Source organism: Flavobacterium macacae (assembly GCF_003865365.1).
GTDB classification, from domain to species: domain Bacteria; phylum Bacteroidota; class Bacteroidia; order Flavobacteriales; family Flavobacteriaceae; genus Flavobacterium; species Flavobacterium macacae.
Map to the genome: position 1 here is coordinate 18,691 of NZ_RQVR01000004.1, position 16,179 is coordinate 34,869.

Annotated in this window: 22 protein-coding genes; 5 read left to right on the top strand and 17 right to left on the bottom strand. The window is 30.4% G+C overall.

Annotated features, from left to right (window positions below; genetic code table 11):
* Nucleotides 1-273 precede the first annotated feature (273 nt).
* The 4 genes from EG849_RS04570 to EG849_RS04585 form a co-directional block, all read right to left on the bottom strand.
* Nucleotides 274-837, bottom strand: coding sequence for a hypothetical protein (locus tag EG849_RS04570; protein WP_125011908.1), 564 nt, complete (start codon nucleotides 835-837; stop codon nucleotides 274-276).
* 304 nt (nucleotides 838-1,141) lie between these two features.
* Nucleotides 1,142-1,951 (bottom strand): ImmA/IrrE family metallo-endopeptidase, encoded by an 810-nt coding sequence (locus EG849_RS04575; protein ID WP_125011909.1) that lies wholly within the window; start codon nucleotides 1,949-1,951, stop codon nucleotides 1,142-1,144.
* The gene (locus EG849_RS04580; protein ID WP_125011910.1) at nucleotides 1,938-2,342 is read right to left on the bottom strand and encodes a hypothetical protein; all 405 of its coding nucleotides are present in this window, start codon (nucleotides 2,340-2,342) and stop codon (nucleotides 1,938-1,940) included. The genes EG849_RS04575 and EG849_RS04580 overlap by 14 nt, the downstream gene beginning before the upstream one ends.
* Nucleotides 2,332-2,934 (bottom strand): hypothetical protein, encoded by a 603-nt coding sequence (locus EG849_RS04585; RefSeq protein WP_125011911.1) that lies wholly within the window; start codon nucleotides 2,932-2,934, stop codon nucleotides 2,332-2,334. Before EG849_RS04585 ends, EG849_RS04580 begins: the two co-directional genes overlap by 11 nt.
* A gap of 108 nt (nucleotides 2,935-3,042) precedes the next feature.
* On the opposite strand from EG849_RS04585, the gene EG849_RS04590 reads away from it, so the two are divergent.
* From EG849_RS04590 to EG849_RS04610, 5 genes are read left to right on the top strand one after another with little or no spacing between them, the layout of a single operon-like run.
* A complete protein-coding gene (locus tag EG849_RS04590) occupies nucleotides 3,043-3,357 on the top strand; it encodes a DUF3892 domain-containing protein (RefSeq protein ID WP_125011912.1) in 315 nt (104 codons plus the stop codon).
* An 8-nt stretch (nucleotides 3,358-3,365) separates the two neighbouring features.
* Nucleotides 3,366-4,346, top strand: coding sequence for a nucleotidyltransferase family protein (locus tag EG849_RS04595; protein ID WP_125011913.1), 981 nt, complete (start codon nucleotides 3,366-3,368; stop codon nucleotides 4,344-4,346).
* Nucleotides 4,347-4,349: 3 nt separating this feature from the next.
* The gene (locus EG849_RS04600; protein WP_125011914.1) at nucleotides 4,350-6,011 is read left to right on the top strand and encodes a ThiF family adenylyltransferase; all 1,662 of its coding nucleotides are present in this window, start codon (nucleotides 4,350-4,352) and stop codon (nucleotides 6,009-6,011) included.
* Nucleotides 6,011-6,472 carry a Mov34/MPN/PAD-1 family protein gene (locus EG849_RS04605; RefSeq protein ID WP_199732253.1) on the top strand — a complete coding sequence of 154 codons (462 nt, stop codon included), beginning with the start codon at nucleotides 6,011-6,013 and terminating at the stop codon, nucleotides 6,470-6,472. The genes EG849_RS04600 and EG849_RS04605 overlap by 1 nt, the downstream gene beginning before the upstream one ends.
* Nucleotides 6,465-7,292 (top strand): DUF6602 domain-containing protein, encoded by an 828-nt coding sequence (locus tag EG849_RS04610; protein ID WP_125011916.1) that lies wholly within the window; start codon nucleotides 6,465-6,467, stop codon nucleotides 7,290-7,292. The genes EG849_RS04605 and EG849_RS04610 overlap by 8 nt, the downstream gene beginning before the upstream one ends.
* Before the next feature lie 67 nt (nucleotides 7,293-7,359).
* Here the strand turns inward: EG849_RS04610 and EG849_RS04615 are convergent, their stop codons facing one another.
* The 13 genes from EG849_RS04615 to EG849_RS04665 form a co-directional block, all read right to left on the bottom strand.
* Complete coding sequence (locus EG849_RS04615; RefSeq protein WP_199732254.1) at nucleotides 7,360-7,578, bottom strand: VOC family protein; 219 nt, start codon at nucleotides 7,576-7,578, stop codon at nucleotides 7,360-7,362.
* 15 nt (nucleotides 7,579-7,593) lie between these two features.
* Nucleotides 7,594-8,631, bottom strand: a complete 1,038-nt coding sequence (locus tag EG849_RS04620; protein WP_125011917.1) for a serine hydrolase domain-containing protein — start codon at nucleotides 8,629-8,631, stop codon at nucleotides 7,594-7,596.
* Nucleotides 8,632-8,637: 6 nt separating this feature from the next.
* Entirely contained in the window at nucleotides 8,638-9,192 is a 555-nt protein-coding gene (locus tag EG849_RS04625) for a DUF5694 domain-containing protein (RefSeq protein ID WP_125011918.1), read from the bottom strand.
* A 305-nt stretch (nucleotides 9,193-9,497) separates the two neighbouring features.
* Nucleotides 9,498-10,736 carry a metallophosphoesterase gene (locus EG849_RS04630; protein WP_125011919.1) on the bottom strand — a complete coding sequence of 413 codons (1,239 nt, stop codon included), beginning with the start codon at nucleotides 10,734-10,736 and terminating at the stop codon, nucleotides 9,498-9,500.
* On the bottom strand, nucleotides 10,737-11,471 hold the full coding sequence (locus EG849_RS04635; RefSeq protein ID WP_125011920.1) for a CPBP family intramembrane glutamic endopeptidase: 735 nt from the start codon (nucleotides 11,469-11,471) through the stop codon (nucleotides 10,737-10,739).
* A gap of 110 nt (nucleotides 11,472-11,581) precedes the next feature.
* Nucleotides 11,582-12,400, bottom strand: coding sequence for a hypothetical protein (locus EG849_RS04640; RefSeq protein ID WP_125011921.1), 819 nt, complete (start codon nucleotides 12,398-12,400; stop codon nucleotides 11,582-11,584).
* Between the two features lie 20 nt (nucleotides 12,401-12,420).
* The gene (locus EG849_RS04645; RefSeq protein ID WP_125011922.1) at nucleotides 12,421-13,044 is read right to left on the bottom strand and encodes a hypothetical protein; all 624 of its coding nucleotides are present in this window, start codon (nucleotides 13,042-13,044) and stop codon (nucleotides 12,421-12,423) included.
* Nucleotides 13,045-13,046: 2 nt separating this feature from the next.
* Nucleotides 13,047-13,214 carry a hypothetical protein gene (locus EG849_RS15580; protein ID WP_158611916.1) on the bottom strand — a complete coding sequence of 56 codons (168 nt, stop codon included), beginning with the start codon at nucleotides 13,212-13,214 and terminating at the stop codon, nucleotides 13,047-13,049.
* A gap of 241 nt (nucleotides 13,215-13,455) precedes the next feature.
* The gene (locus EG849_RS04650) at nucleotides 13,456-13,812 is read right to left on the bottom strand and encodes a hypothetical protein (protein WP_125011923.1); all 357 of its coding nucleotides are present in this window, start codon (nucleotides 13,810-13,812) and stop codon (nucleotides 13,456-13,458) included.
* Nucleotides 13,813-13,855: 43 nt separating this feature from the next.
* Nucleotides 13,856-13,987, bottom strand: a complete 132-nt coding sequence (locus EG849_RS15945; protein WP_262679394.1) for a hypothetical protein — start codon at nucleotides 13,985-13,987, stop codon at nucleotides 13,856-13,858.
* Nucleotides 13,988-14,024: 37 nt separating this feature from the next.
* Nucleotides 14,025-14,591: a hypothetical protein gene (locus EG849_RS04655; RefSeq protein WP_125011924.1), complete on the bottom strand. Its 567-nt coding sequence runs from the start codon at nucleotides 14,589-14,591 to the stop codon at nucleotides 14,025-14,027.
* Nucleotides 14,592-14,615: 24 nt separating this feature from the next.
* A complete protein-coding gene (locus EG849_RS04660; protein ID WP_125011925.1) occupies nucleotides 14,616-15,545 on the bottom strand; it encodes a hypothetical protein in 930 nt (309 codons plus the stop codon).
* Between the two features lie 47 nt (nucleotides 15,546-15,592).
* Nucleotides 15,593-16,177: a hypothetical protein gene (locus EG849_RS04665; protein ID WP_125011926.1), complete on the bottom strand. Its 585-nt coding sequence runs from the start codon at nucleotides 16,175-16,177 to the stop codon at nucleotides 15,593-15,595.
* Nucleotides 16,178-16,179 lie beyond the last annotated feature (2 nt).

A 16,179-nucleotide genomic window follows, 5' to 3' on the forward strand; every position in this document is an offset into this window, starting at 1 on the left:
CATAAAAAAATCCCGAAAATAAATTTTCGGGATTTTTTTATGGGCACAGATTCAGATAATTTTTTGCATTCAAAAAATCTGAAAATTTGTAGCAAAATTTATTTTAAAGTTTTCAGGAAAAAGCCTTTTTAGTTGAATACAAGGCTCTTATGAGGATAATCAAAAAAGTCAGGTAACGATTTGGTAACGGTGCTTATTGCTTTGCTTTTCAACTGGTTTCCGTTAGCTCTTAACAAAGATATAAAAATTTACATAAATATATTTGTTTAAATCTTATCTGCGTAACTCTTCTTTAAAAAGTTTATCAAATTCTTTTAGCCCCTCTTTGCAAACTTTTTCTAAATAAAGAAAAAAACTTTCATATGATTTGAAATCAATATTTAAATCTTTCATCGAAGACGGAAAAAGCTTATCAAATAACTCGATATCAAATTCTCGTGTATCTTCGTTTTTGTAGTCTAAATTTCCTGCTACAAAAACTGGGTTAAAATATTTTTTTGTTAATTCATTATATTTCTCAAGTTCATCTTTAGAAAGTCTAGAAATTTGTTCTTTAAAAAACACTATTGATCCAACACTGACGTAATCTAATAATGGTTTTGTTGCAATTGATGAAGCAATTAATTTCTTTTTTATCCATTCTGCTCTGAAAGTGTTTTCAAATTCAACCCAATTTACTAATTGAACATTCGTATTTTTAATTGCCTCAAATGTTCCGCTCTGAAAACCAATCTTTGATACTACCAGCCCGTAATTAGCTCCATAATCGTTTACAACAGTTCGAAAGGGAGTGAACAACACTTTTTGGAATAGCTTTCTTCCAAAATTTACATTCACATATGATTACACTTTTAGAAACTTGGCTATTTATTTCTGCATATACATCAACATTAACTTTTTCCCTTACTGTAATTATTTCTTTTTCTACTTCGCATTGATAGCCACATACAGTTAAAATCTCAGCAACTTTGTTTTGTAAATCTTTCCAGGTTTTCGGTTCATTTTCGTGAATAGTCATTTATATATAAGTTTCTCAAAGATTTATAAAAATCATTTTTTTGAATCGTATCAATCTAGTTTTCAAAAAAGGATATTGAATAAGCTAATTTTATGTTATAAAAGATTAGAAACGATGATCTGTCTATTCTTCCCAAACTACACTTATTATAGTTTTCATTTGCTTATAAGGAATACAATATTCAAAAAAATCACTATCATCCTCATCAGCTTTTAATTCAAACCACGTAGATTTATATATTGATTGAGCTTTATCTTTTCCTGAATATAAAAAATCATAGTCAGCATCAATATACTCTTGAGCAACAGAATCTTCAGGAGGTGATAGTTTGGTGATTTCTTTTATTTTTATCCAATAACCATCTGACTTACTCCAATATTTAACCTGACCATTATTAATAAAAACAACAAATAAGGGATATACATTTAATGATAATAACCTATAAATAATTGAGGTTAAACTGGTTTTGAATCTTTCTGATAATTCTTTTACTAAATCAGGAGAGAACTTTTTTTTAAATGTCGCTTTCCGTATTAAATCTTCGGGCATTAATAGCTCTGATGCAAAATCGTTAGCTTCCCATTCCTGAATTCCTTTTTTTGCTTGCTGCTCTGCATTGTTAAACCAGTTTAGTGTATTGGGTGTTTCATCGTGTAGTTCTAAATCTAGTTTGTCATGTAGTAAAAAATGCCCGATTTCATGGGCGACAGTAAACCTTTTTCTCTCTTCAAACTGAATATTGGAGTTTATTTTTATTAATGTCTTGGAGTTACCTCTGATAATTTTACCGTCTGAACTTGGTAATTTCTCCTCTATTAATGTTGCCCCAAGTCCGGCAACAAAAATATCCAAAGGAATATCAGTAATTTCATCGAAGCCGATTTCTTCTAATAGTGCTTTAGCTCTATTAGAACCTCTTCTATTTCTGATCATTTTCTAGTTGTTCCAATAGTTCTAATAAATTTTGATCTTTAATTATTTCTTTAATCTCGTCAATTCCTAGATTATCTAAATTTCTGTATTGTACCTGAAATTGATTATTTGCAATTAAAGATTTTAAATAACTAATTGGCTTGTCGATATTTTTCTCAATTGCACTTTGTAGTAATGCAGAAGCTTTTTCTAACAAATCATTGTCTCTTTGTTTATTAATATAACCTTTTAAGAGAAATGAATGTTTACGGAAGTTTTTAAGAGCATAATTTTCAATATCATTAATATCAAAACCTTCCTCTTTAAGAATTTCATCATAGGCATTGGAATCTCCGTCAATAATTTGGGAAATAATTGTCTCGTCTATCTTTTTGATGAAGTTATTTTTCATAATTCAACACTTTCAATTTTGCTTTTATAAATGGTAACTTGCGATCTAACCGCTTTTTAATATTTGTCAGTTCATCGATTCCGATGCCTAATAACTCTGACAAGTCGTTTCGTTTCATGCCATTAATTATATATGGTTCAAACAATAATAATTCATCATCTGTCGCTCCCATAGCTGTCAATTCATCATGGCATATAGATAATAAGGATTGGTAGTCCGAATCATCAAAAGACATTTCAACATCATTATCCAGGATTTCAAATGTTTCATTTGCTTTATCGAGTTCAGCGTTTAATGTGTTTGAAATGACACTATCTAGAGCACTTATTATCTGCTTTCGGAAATCAGGGAACTTATCAATATACCAGTTCCGTCCTCCTTCTCTTAAAAAGGCTTCGATCGTATCATTAATCATGTCTTCAATCATAATACCCCTAAAACCCTTTTGATAATTGTATTTAATTCCAAAAAAAGTCTTAAGCCTTATGATAGCATGTTTGAAAAGAATAGCATAAAAATCCGAAGTATAAACCTCCTGAAGTGCCCTGCGTTTCTCTTCAAAAGTTGCAACTTTTCTATTATCAGACTTCATTTATATAGTAATGCTTAAATTTTATAAAAAACTTCCATAGCAATGGCAATTTATGAAATTAATATAGCATTACAATGTATATAAGACGTTTAACTAAAAAAATAAATTATGAGTAAGTCAGCAAATTATTTAATCTCTGGTGTTTGGAAAGATTCAAATGACAACATTACACATGTAATGTTGCATTTGGTAAATGATGGAGATTCATGGAGTATGGGTGAAAAAACATCAGAAGCCAATGCCATAGCATTATTAAAAAAAGGAAATATTATTAAGACAGTAGTATGGGGTTATCCTGGATGGAGTATTAAATCCAAGGTAACATATATTCAGAGAGCTGGAAAAGAATATTTAAGGAGCGAGGCAAATACAACTACAAAAGATAATTTAGACAATTTAATATCAATGAAAGCAATTAAATAATTATAAATATGGATAAAAATTTACATTTAGATTCGGTAATTAAAACTCATCAAATTACCAAAGAAGAGCAGCTTTTAACTAAGCACAAAGACAAAAGCAAAGAAGTTAAAGAGGCTTTAGAGGAAAAGTACGAAAGTAATATATACTCTCCTTTTAATTCTGGTTCATATGCAAAAAATACTGCTATGAATACCAAATTTGATTTTGACATGGTATGCCCTTTTAAAAGAAATGCATTTGGCTCTAATGGCACATTAAAACAGATGTACGAAGATGTTTTTGATTTTTTATATGAGAAATATAAAGACGAGGCAAATGTTAGAAAACAAAAAGTTTCTATTGGAATTGAGTTTTTTGCCGATGAAGACGGTGATATTGTAAAGATTGATGTTGTTCCTGGAAGAGAATTAAATCAAAATCAATACAAAGATGATGAAAACCTGAATCTCTATGTCTACTATAAATATGGAAACTTTGATCAGGGCAGTGAGAGAATTAAAACCAATGTACAAGCTCAAATCAAAAATATTAAAGATAGAGCTACCAAAGAAAAAGATTCCATTAGAAAGGTCATCCGCCTGCTTAAAGTATGGAAAAACACCAAATATAATTACCCTGTAAAATCTTTCTTTTTGGAATTGATTACAATTAAAGCTTTTGACAATAAAGATGTATCAGGGAATTTATGGAGTAAACTGGAAACTGTATTGCAGTATATTCGTGACGAAGTCACTGGCGAAAGTTTTACATTGAAAGATCCAGGAAATAGTTCTAATGACTTAATTGAAACTTTAACGACATCAGAGAGACAGACCCTGTCTGATGATATGAAGAATATGCTTGAAAGAATTGAAGATAACGATGAAAATATAAAAACTTATTTCCCTGAAAATTCAAAATTTGTTGAGGAAGAAGAAAGTGATAACAAATACGAAAACAAAGGAAACGGATTCTATTCTAATCCACCAAAAAATGAAAGATTCGGTTAAGTGATGGACAAAAGACTAAATACAATCCAGCAAATTTTTTCTGAACTAAATGGGATTTCAATTGAGACCCCATTTAGTTCAGATTTAGAATTTAATATAGTTGGAAAAATTAAAGTTCCAGTCGAGTCAACAGACGATTATTTATTTTTTGATGTTAAGATTTATCCCGAGTATCCATTAAAAAGAATGGATACAGAATCTATTACTTTTTCCAACAGCGATTATCTGGAGTATGGACATGTAATGGGTGATGGTTCAATTTGTATACATACTTCTCACCATACCGATTTAAAGAAAAAAATTGAGATAGATATTAATTCACTAAAAAGATGGATCTGGAAATACTATTTAAATAAAGATAATGACAAGCATTATGAACATTTGATTTTACAGCCTAAAGAATTTAAGGGGAATCATTTTTCTTTTTTGTTTACTGAAGTCGACCACGTTTTCAGCAATCAACAATTTGGTTTTTTCGAGTATTCAAAAATAAATAACGGATTGTATCATGAAAAGATTATTAAAAATAATCTTATTCAGGAGTTCAGAGATTCTTCAAATAAAAAGCTTACAGCGTGTAATTGGAGTAGTTCAATACAACAATTAACCAACAAAGATCTTGGTATCTATATTTTTTTAGATAATCCTCCTGCTAAAATGGGTAAATTTATAATAAGCAAGTGGGAAGATTTAGAAGGTTTAGTCAACCAAAATTTTCATAGTTTTCTCTATAGTATCCAGAAAAAAAATTTGAAACTGAAAGGAAAACCAATTCCTTTTTTAATAGGTTATAGAATATCAGATAAAGAAATACACTGGCAGGTTGCTATTTTAGAGATTGGAAATTTTCCAATTGAGACCTATAAAGAGAACAAAGTTTGGAAAGGTAAATTTATCAATGAAGACATTATATGGGGTATCACTAAAAATTGCTCTTATGACTACTTCTTTGGCAAAGGTAGATTAAATGAGAAGATTACTAAAAGCAAAATACTCATTATTGGCATAGGTGCAATAGGCAGTATGGTTGCAACAACGTTGACTAGATGTGGTTGCACCAGTATTGATGTAGTTGACTATGATATTAAAGAACCTGAAAATGTATGTAGATCAGAATACTCTTTTTTGACAGGTATTTGTAATAAAGTAGATGATTTGTCCAATGAACTATTCTCAATATCTCCTTTTGTTGAAATTGGAATAATTAATCCAATTATGTTTCATCTTGATTCAAAAATAGACCATGGACTACACAATAGTAATAATGAATTGCAAAAAAAACTACTTCATTATGATATGATTATAGATTGTTCGACAGATAACGATTTGTTGTATGTTTTAAGTAAGTTAGAACTTAATAGATTTATAACACTATCAATAACCAATAATGCTAAAGAGCTTGTTTGTTCAGTTGAACCAAATAGTTATAATTGGGTAATGAATCAATATGAAAATGTTTTGGAGAATGAAATGGAAAATTTACATAACCCAACCGGATGTTGGAGTCCTACTTTTAAGGCTTCATATAATGACATCAACACATTGGTTCAATTTGCCATTAAACATATTAATATCAAATTGAGTGATGATAGTAAGAGTTTGAGAAACTTTGTTTTAAAAACGAACGAGAGCGATGTATTTTCAATAAAATTAGATGAGTTTTGATGTATAGAATTAATGAATTAGGTTTAACATTGGAAATAGAAGATAGTCTATTATGTAATTTAATAGATATTGGGATAAAACATTATCCGAATGAATTTGGTGGCTTTTTAATCGGAAATTATTCAGAGACTCAAACCCATCTAAAGATAACAGATACAATTTTGCCAAATAAATTTAAAGGAACACCTTATTTGTTTGAGAGGGATACGATAGGTATTGATGATAGATTAAAACAATTTTATGCTGAAAAACCTAAGAAATATTATCTGGGTGAGTGGCATACTCATCCAAATAATTTACCAATACCCAGCAGTACTGATTTAAATGCCATTAATTCAATTGCAAATCATCCTGAAGTTTCAACTAAAAATCCTGTAATGCTGATTATAGGTTATAAAAAGACCAAAGTTGAGCTTGGTTTTTATATCCAATTTAAAAATAAATTATATAGATATGAGTAATAAAATAAATATAGGTGACTTATTTGCTGGATTGCAGAATCAAATGGTTGCCCAACTAAATACTAACAGAGAATTCATTTTACATTCTGGGTCAAAAGGAGATTCCTTAGAAAACGTTTGGATCGAATGGCTGCGAAAATATTTACCTAATAGATATTGTGTTGACAAAGCAATTGTGATTGATAGTACAGGAAGTTTAAGCCATCAATTAGACTTAGTAATTTATGATCAGCAATACACACCTTTCGTTTTTACTCAAAATGGCATTCATTATATTCCTGCTGAGGGTGTGTATGCAGTTTTTGAAGTTAAGCCTGATTTTCAGGGCAACGTAGCGAGTGATAATTTTTTTGAATACACAGGGAAAAAAATTGAAAGTGTAAGGAAATTAAAAAGAACTTCTGTGGGTATAATTAATGCTGGAATACCTCAAAGTCCTCGGGCATTGACAAAAATAGTTGGAGGTATTTTAGCTAGCACTAATACCTACGCAAAAAATAATAATACTATTGAATCACATTTAAAAAGTTTAACAGGATTACAAAGCATTGAAATGGGGTGTGCCGTAGATTATGGTAGCTTTTATGTTAATTATGATGGAGAGGAAAACATATCAAATACAAATTTTGAGGAACGCATAACAAATTACTACCTTGAGAGGACTTTTAACAGTACTACATTTAGTAAAAAAGAAAACTCTTTAGTCACTTTTTTTCTTCAACTCACAAGATATTTGCAACAGTCTATTGGAACTGTAGCAGCTATAGACTTGAATGCGTATGCTAAGGCTGTTGGATTTGAAATTGATGAAAAGATATAAAAATAAATTGCCTTAAAAAAGTTTGGTCAAGCAATATATTAACTAAATCCTTGAAAAAAGATTCCAATTAATTGCCTTCGTCTGGATGTGGTGTTTTGTTTGAAAGTATTTTTGCAATGCCTTTGTTCGGCATTAATCCCAATTTACAGTTTTCGGCAAGTTTAAATTCTGTCATTCCCGGAACATTCAGGTCAGGATTTTTGCGGAATAGTTTGGAGTAAAATTCTGCACTTGCTTGTTGGTCATTTACGTGCAGAATGGTTTCTATGAGTTGTATGTGTTTCATTTATTGCTCAAATTTTTAATTCAGTTTTAAATATATCCTGTTTGCTAAGGTCTGTAAGTCTGCGGTATCGGTATTACAAAGGATGATTAAAATTTTATCAAAGTCTTTGTTTACGATAATTTCAGCATTAAATCCGTCAATACTTCCGCTTCTTCTGTACACATTTTCTTTGTCGTCATAGTAAAATCCAAATGTAGGTTTGCCGGAAAGCCAGTCTCCAAAATCATCGGTTTGGGTTTTTAGAAGAAATTCATTTTTTGACTTTTCGGAAATCAGTTTATTGTCTTTTAGAGCTAATAAAAATTTGTATAAATCTTCGGTAGTCGAATACATTCCACCAGCTCCGAAATAATTAGAAATATATCTTCTGTCGTTAAATAGAGGCTTTTCTTTTTCGCCTTCTCCAAATGAATAGTTATGATAGCCGTAAGCTAAGTTTTTGATGATGTCGTTTTCACTTACAAATCCTGTGTTTTCCAGTTTCAGCGGTTGGATAATCATATCTTCGATTGATTGTGAAAACGTCTTCTTTGTAATGTTTTCGATGACTTTGGAGAGTAAAACAAAATCGACATTGTTATAGTTGAATTTCAACGTATCGTTTGATGATTTCTTTACAAAGTTCCTGATGTAATCGTCTATAGAATACTTATTCACCACTGCTTTGATGGGTTCATTTTCCAATCCTGAATGATGTGTCATCAAATCCCGAATAGTTATGTCATTGCAATTTTCAGGAAGATTAGGAATGTATTTTCCAATTTTATCTTTCAAGTCAATTAGTCCTTTTTCCTGAAGCTGCAAAACGGCAATTGAGGTAAATAGTTTGGTTACGGAAGCAATCGGGAACCGTGTATTATTATCAATTGCTACATCAAACTGAATATTAGAAAATCCTTTGTTGATTTTTACGGATTGCTTTCCATCTGCATAGAAAACAGTGCCGTTGAAATGTCCTTTTTCAAATTCGCTGTTTACGATTTGCTGAATGTCGTTTTGCCCTAATACAATTAAGGGTAAGAATAAAAATATTGTAAAGTAGAATTTTATCATTTGTTGCTATAAATCATTAAATCTAATTAATTCATATTCGGGAGAACTTTCGAAAAACACTTTAAAAAAATCGGTATTGGATGAGCCAAAAAGTATCAATATTCTATCTTCTTCAGAAGTAATATTTTGGGTTATTTTGTGTAAAATCCTGATGTTTCTGCTTATTATATCTAAAGTTAAATCATCAGCACCTTCTATATTTTTATCTTTAAATGAAATTAAGAAAATACTATATAATCCTCTTTGTTGGTATATTTCAGAATTTAGGTGTTTGAAGTAATCCAATAATGAATTTTCTAACAAGTATTTGTCATCTAATTTGTACCATTCGTAATATTTAGCAAGAGTCGATGATATTTTTTTATTATTCCCTTTTTCCTTTAATGATTTAATATAATTTTTTGTGCTGTCATTTTCAAAAAGGTCGTGAGCAATCGTTTTTGTATCTACTGCATAAATTGTATCCAAATCAAACTTATCTGATAATCTGAATGCTATTTGATCGATTTCATCTGCTGTTAATTTGTACTTCCCTTTTTGATAATTTCTGTAGTTTGTCATCAGAATATTATCTTTATTGAAGTCTTCTACAAAAATTTTATTTGGTTTGAATTTAGCGATGTAATCAACAAGTTCTAATACTTCTTTTTGTCTTTCTTCGGATAAAATGTTTACTCGATTAAGCTCTTCCGTTTTATATTGATCTTGATCAAAATATGCAAAATGAAAAGTCCCTACGAGTAAAACCTTTGGTGTGACTTTGTTTTCCCTTAAAATACTGTCTGATTTATTTGTGCTTTCAGTAGAAAAGGACTTAAAAGTATTATGAAGTAAAAATATAATGATTTCATTTTTTTGTTTTTTAATTATAGTTTCTGCTTATTTCCTTTGTCATCAATTTTGTATTCCGTTCCGTTTTCAATGAGAATACCTTTTGTTTTTCCAGTGTTTTTCTCCTGTCCGTGCTTAATGTCTGTATTGATGGTTTTGCTGTTAAACTCTTTAGTGATATCATCTTTTACCGTATGTCCGAAAACGATTTTATCTGCATCATAAAATGCAAGGACTTGGTTCAGCTCTTTTTCTGTAATCTTAGGGTAATATTTATAATCCATTGCTAAGCCACGATACCAATAAATACCTTTTTTACCCGATATAAAATTTTTGACTTTATTGTTTTCTTCCTCTTCGTAAAGGTCTTTATCCCAATTATCCCTTGCAATCCTGTTGATGTCGGAAACAGAAACTTTATACTTCAAAATTTCGGGGCTTAAACCAGCGTGTACAAAAATGTAATTGCCTATTTTTTCCATCACGTTTTTGGAACGTAACCATTTACCTAATTCGGTTTCATCGGAATACATAAGCCTTACCGCCTTATCCCAATCATTTTCCTTGCTTATTGTTTGTGAAGCTTTGATGTATCTTCTATCGTTATAGCTCCATTTTCCCTGAAAATTCATTATCTCGTGATTACCTAAAATATAATGCACTTTTCCGCCCTGGCTTTCTGCCTGTTTTTCCAATTTGTAAATAAGCCAAAGAACCGGAACTACATTGTTTCCTCTGTCCACAAAATCGCCATTTAAAACCAAATGACCATTCCCAAAAATCCAGTTGTAATCGGCATCCATTATTTTATTAGCCATCAAAAAACTGCTAAAGCCGTCAAAATTTCCTTCAATATCCGAAAGGGCAACTATTTTGTCGGGCATTTCATACACATCCTGCGGTTTTGAAATTTGCCTTTCTAACAGAAAAGAAAACCTATCTTTTGAACTGTTGTTTACCTCAACTAAAATAGTATCGGAAACATTGATTTTTAGGGTTTCAATTTTGTTATCCGAAGTAACATAATACGCTGTGTCGGCAATAATATAAGGACCATCTACACCGTCAAACTCAGCTTTCATTCTATCATTGGTGCGAAAAGCAAATTCTTCATCATCTTTCCAAAGTGCTTCCAATCCCGACCAATAAAAACGGGAACCGTCAGTGTTTACTTTAGTAAAACCAAAAATAAGTATGGCTAAGAAGTAAAATGAACACACTAAAATGACTAACCATTTCAGCAATTTCAAGGTAATTTTTAAGGGTTTATTCATTTATATTTTTTTAGTTTTATTGATAATCAATTTTACAAATAACAGAAATAAAAGAGCCAGTATAATCGCTCCTAAATATCCTTCGTTTCCGAAAAGCCAATGCGTGTCAAGATTACTTTGAATGATCAGATAATTGTTGCCAAAATGCAATCCGATAGGAAGCCAGATGGTTTTGAAATAGAAATATACAATCGTTAAAAAAGCTCCTGCAAAAAACAAAGTCGGACCTGTTTTTAGCAGATTGATTTCGGGATTGAGCAAATGAACCATCATAAACAGCAATCCAATGGTTATGGATATATGGATTGCTGATAAGTTTCTGTTGCAATAATTGAGGAAAATGCCACGAAACCAAAGCTCTTCCCAAGCTACGATAGCTAAAGTTACAGCAATAGAAGAAAGCGTAAATTTTGTGTCAAATTTTAGTTCGCTGAATTGTGTTGCTCCTGTTAAAAGCCCTGCCAAAACGGGACTAATAGCAATCAATCCACCTGCAACAATTCCAACAGGTAGCAAGTATATCTTCTTTATTGACCAAAAACTTTGGATTTCAGATTTTAAGTTGAAAATTTTTGCGGTTGCAATATTTACGATGATAAACAACGCCAAAAGGATAAAAGCAGAATTAAGCCCAGCCGGAGTTTTAAAGAGTTGAGCAATTCCCATTACCAACATTCCTACAATCAGGAAGATTAGGATAGTGAGGTAGCTTTTTAGTTTTGGTGCGTGTTTCATTTATTCCTCAATATTAAATTCAGCATAAACATTGTAATTCTCTTTGGTTTGCTGAAAGTTTGATTTCAGGTAATACTTCACAATCCTGTATATTCTTGCGGTGTAATGGTTCAGGTAGATCTAAACATATACCAACCTTCTTCAATTTCTTGGATAAAAAATATTTTTTTAGGATTTATGATGGGAATTTTGATTTTGTCTGAAGTATAAAAATAGCCAACTGCTTCATAGCCATTTTCACTGATTATGAATGTAAGGCAATTGTCCAAGCCTTGAAAATGTTCAGTAATATTCGAAATACTTAATCCTGAATAATAGTTCTCTGAAAAAAATGCATTCTTTTCAGAGTTATTATACCCTGGATTGTTGGTTACAAAATTGTCAAACTGTTTTTTTAATTTCTCAAAATCTTTCTTGTTTTGTCTTAAGTAATTTACAATCTGCTCATCAGAATTTAAGGCTAAATCATATACAGATTTCATATAATTGAACTGTTCTTTTGAAGTAAATATTTTTCTTTCATCATTGCTTTTTATGATACTGTCAATCTGCTTTTTGTCAAGATTGTTCAGCATTTTTAGATAATGTTTTTCAGTGGAACCTTCATAGTGTTGCCAATCAAACAATTTCCAACGTGACTCATTTCTATGAAAATACAGGTAAAAGTTGAGGTCGTTATTTTCTTTTCCCTTAGCCGTTACGCTGACAACTTCAACATTATCTTTTATGGGAGTACTTTTAAAAGTTAGATTGTACAGTGTTCTTAATTCTTTAAAATCAAATTTTGTTTCAAAATCTTCTGCGTAAAATTCCGAATTATCGGTACTTTCAGTAAGTATTTTCCTTGCTAAGTCAATTGGTTTTGTTTGTGCTGAACAGGAATATCCAACTGCGAAAAGGAGAAATATAATTAATAATATTTTTTTCATAATCGGGTCTGTGTTTTATGTTATATATAATTAATCTGTTGTATTATTTTTTTTAAATTTTCAGGTATAACAGGTTGTGAAGTCTGGTAATAGTTTCCTACTTCAGACCAGCTAAAACCATTTAAATTATTTAAATCTGAAGATCTCCATACTCCATAATTTATGCCTCTGGTACTATTCATTTCTCTTAAAGTACCATCGTCTTTATAATCAAACAAATAATACTCATCTTCAGTGAAACTGAAATATTTTTTTATCGTATTTGGAATGGGAGTATTGGTTATTTTATCGATGTCCTGCGATAAAATAATCTTATTTTCCCCATTTTTTAGAAACCTGCTTTTGGACAGGATGTTATTGTTCATATAGCTTTCAATATACCCCATTTTATATATTCCAAAATTTTCAAAATGTGTAGTAATATGTACAGCGGTTTCAGGAGCATATTTTGAAAGAATTTCAGAAATAGTCTCGTTCTGACTTTTTTGATAATCGACTCTACTAATTATACCGTCCACATATAGTTCTTCACTCTTCAAACTATCGTCAATTTTTTCAATTTTTGTGTAGTCTTTTAATAACGGTAACTGATTTTGAGTTACTTCGTTACCAAATTCATTTTTATATTCAATTGTTGTTGCCATAATTAAATTGGTATTATTGGTTCTGCATTTTTATAATATTCAAATCCCTGCCAGGTAAATTTTATGCCAGGTTTGCCAATATCCCAGCCAAATATATCCCCTTGTGGATCTTGGTAATTATGAATTATAAAGCAACTGCCATCTTCATTATACTCAAATACATATTTCAATTCCCCGTTTTCGTAATAATTTTTATCGGTTTCGGTACTGATTTGAGATAATTGTCCATCTACTAATTTGTATTTTGTAAAGCATATACACTCGCCATTGATGTTTCTGACGAAGTAAAGGTCAATATATTAGCATCAGGATAAGCGTGGCCTTCTACTAAACATAGATCGTACATGCTATTTATTTATTCCAAGGCTGTCATAATTATCAGTAAAAGCCATGAACAACTTAAAATATCATTTATTGTTGTAAATAATCTCGCCATGCTTCAACTATAACTTTAAAATCAGATGTAGGTAGCGTAAAATCTGGCTGAATATTATTATTTTCTTCCCACTCTTCCATATCCTGATATATTTTAGTTTCTGTTGCAGTAATATGTGCTAAATACGTACTTTGTGTTTGACCACCTCCTAATGGATGAATGTGATTTAATACCTCCGTAATATCATTTAATAATTGGTTTACCTTATTTGCTGTATTTAAATCTGTTATATATGCAGACAGCATATCACTGATAGTTAATATCGATTTTACATTGGTGTTAAAAAGATTTCTAACCACAAATTTTACTTTATATTGATTTAATACGCTCATAAGTTATTCCAAACATTTTTTGCCAAGAAAGTAATATTTCTTTTTAGTTTTCAGAAGCAGTTTCAAATTCAATTTTTCGATCAAAATCAAGATTTAGGTTTAGAATCTGTGATAGCTGATCTTTATTGTTTCCTAGATTTTTGTTGATTACAATTCCCGAAATATTAAATCCCATTTTATTTTACTTTACTTTTAAGCTTTTTTCATTTCCTTTAGCTGCATACTATTTGATATGCATTTTCGATAGTTTGGGTAAATGGACTTTTAATCATTTCTCCAGTTATCTGCAGCCAGGGGTTATTGTCATTCCATTTTTTTAATTCAGTAATAGCGTTTATTATTCTGCCATTTTTTGCATCAACTTTAGGAAAATAAATTTTAATAAAGTTTTCAATATTGTCACTGATTTCCCCTTCTGTTTCCCCAATTTTTAATAGTGTTGGAATGATAGCAAAACTGTTCTCTATATTATTAATTTCTTCTTCATTGTAATTGATTGTATAAAAATCCACACATAACAGACCATGATTGAATAAGTAAATCTGATCCGAAGTCCAATTGCTTAAATCATCAGTTAATCTGCTCCAATCATCATTGTCAAATTCAAACAAAATCCGACGAATATCCTCATATCCATTTCCCTGAGTCCAAAAATCACTATCCCACTCTTCATGTGTCAATAGGAACGAGTAGAGCTTTAACACTAAATTATTTGTTGATTCAGTACGGCAATTTTCTTTATACTTCTGTTTAATTATTTCAAAATCATTTCTCAACATATTTTATTGGCTTTATTAAGTATTTTATGTATCAACGCAGTTTTTTTGTTTTTCTGTAATTTCTTTCACCCAATATTCATAAGTGGTTCTTTCGATATATCTTTTGGCAATTAGTTCATTTAGTTTGCTTTTTATCTGTAAAAGTAATTCAAATGCTATATCTTGATTTTCAAAGAAATAAAACATATCATCTAATAAAACACGAGCAGTTGACGCTGGTAACAAAACAAAAAGATAACCATAAAAATAATTATCATCTAATAAATTACCATTAGAATCACCTTTTGAAAATACTTTCGCTAAAATTTCCAACTCCTTATCGTCCCATAATATTAAGTCAAGCTTTAATTGCTCAAAATCTTCTTTTGTAAATCTTTTAATGATGTTAATTGCTTTGTCAGATAGTCCGTCAATTTCATCAAATGCTTGAAACGATATCGTTAATGAAGAGATTTCTTGCCTTAATTCACTTATTTTTTGTTTTATGATGTTATATTCAGTAGAAAGCTTTCGAGCCTCATAAATTCTAGAGCATTGAATATTGTAGTACGGCATTTTATTATGTTCATTGACTTCAATCCAATTAATAATGGAGTTTAAAAGCTCAATTGGTTTTGGCTCACCTTTCAAAATCACATCAGAGGCATTTTCCAAAATATCCAATCTTTCAGATTCATCTTTTAAATTAGCTAATAAAAAAGTCAGAAAATAGCTTTGTTTGCTAAAGGTGATTTCATCCTTAAAACCATAAATAAAACACTCAACAAGAATTTCAATTTGTTCACTATTCCATTTAAGAACTTCCGATCCAAGGTTGGCTATGTCATCGCTATCAAAATCTTTGAATATCTTCAAGACATCAATATTTCCAATTATGTACCAATACTCACTATCTCCGTATTCGGTGTTAGTAATAAAATCATAAAGGCGTTTTATTTTTGAATTTGTAATCATTTTAAAAAGTTAGATTTAGTAATTAATATGCTCCATTTACTTCATCATTAAACAGGTGTGATTGGTTCAGCATTTTGATAATAGCTTCCTACCTCTGACCAGCTAAAGCCATCTAAATCATTCAGATCATTCAGATACCAACAACCGGCATTTTTATTGTAGGTGCTGTCCATACTCTTTATTGTACCATCGCTATTGTAATCAAAAGTATAATATTCGTCTTTGTTAAAATAAAAACACTTTGAAACCGTGCCTGGAATCGGGTTTCCATTTGTTATACTTAGAGCTTGAAAAAATATTTGTCTACCAATACTGTTTTCTAAAATTTGTCCCATAAAAGCTAAATTACCATTAAAGTAATTTTGCTCTTTAATCATTTGGTAACTACCAAATGATTGTTCCAATGACATAATTTTGATAGTAATATCATTGGGAAACATTGCTAATATTTCAGGAATACTTTCATTAATTTTAAAAAAGGTAACGTATGTAAGATTTCCTGATGCTATTTCTTTTTCTATCTTAGAAAGATTACCTTCTTTGGTAATCTCTATATAATCACCTATTATTAATGCTTCTTCTTTTGTTATGCTTTCTCCATTCTTATTTTTATATTCAATTCTTGTTGCCATAA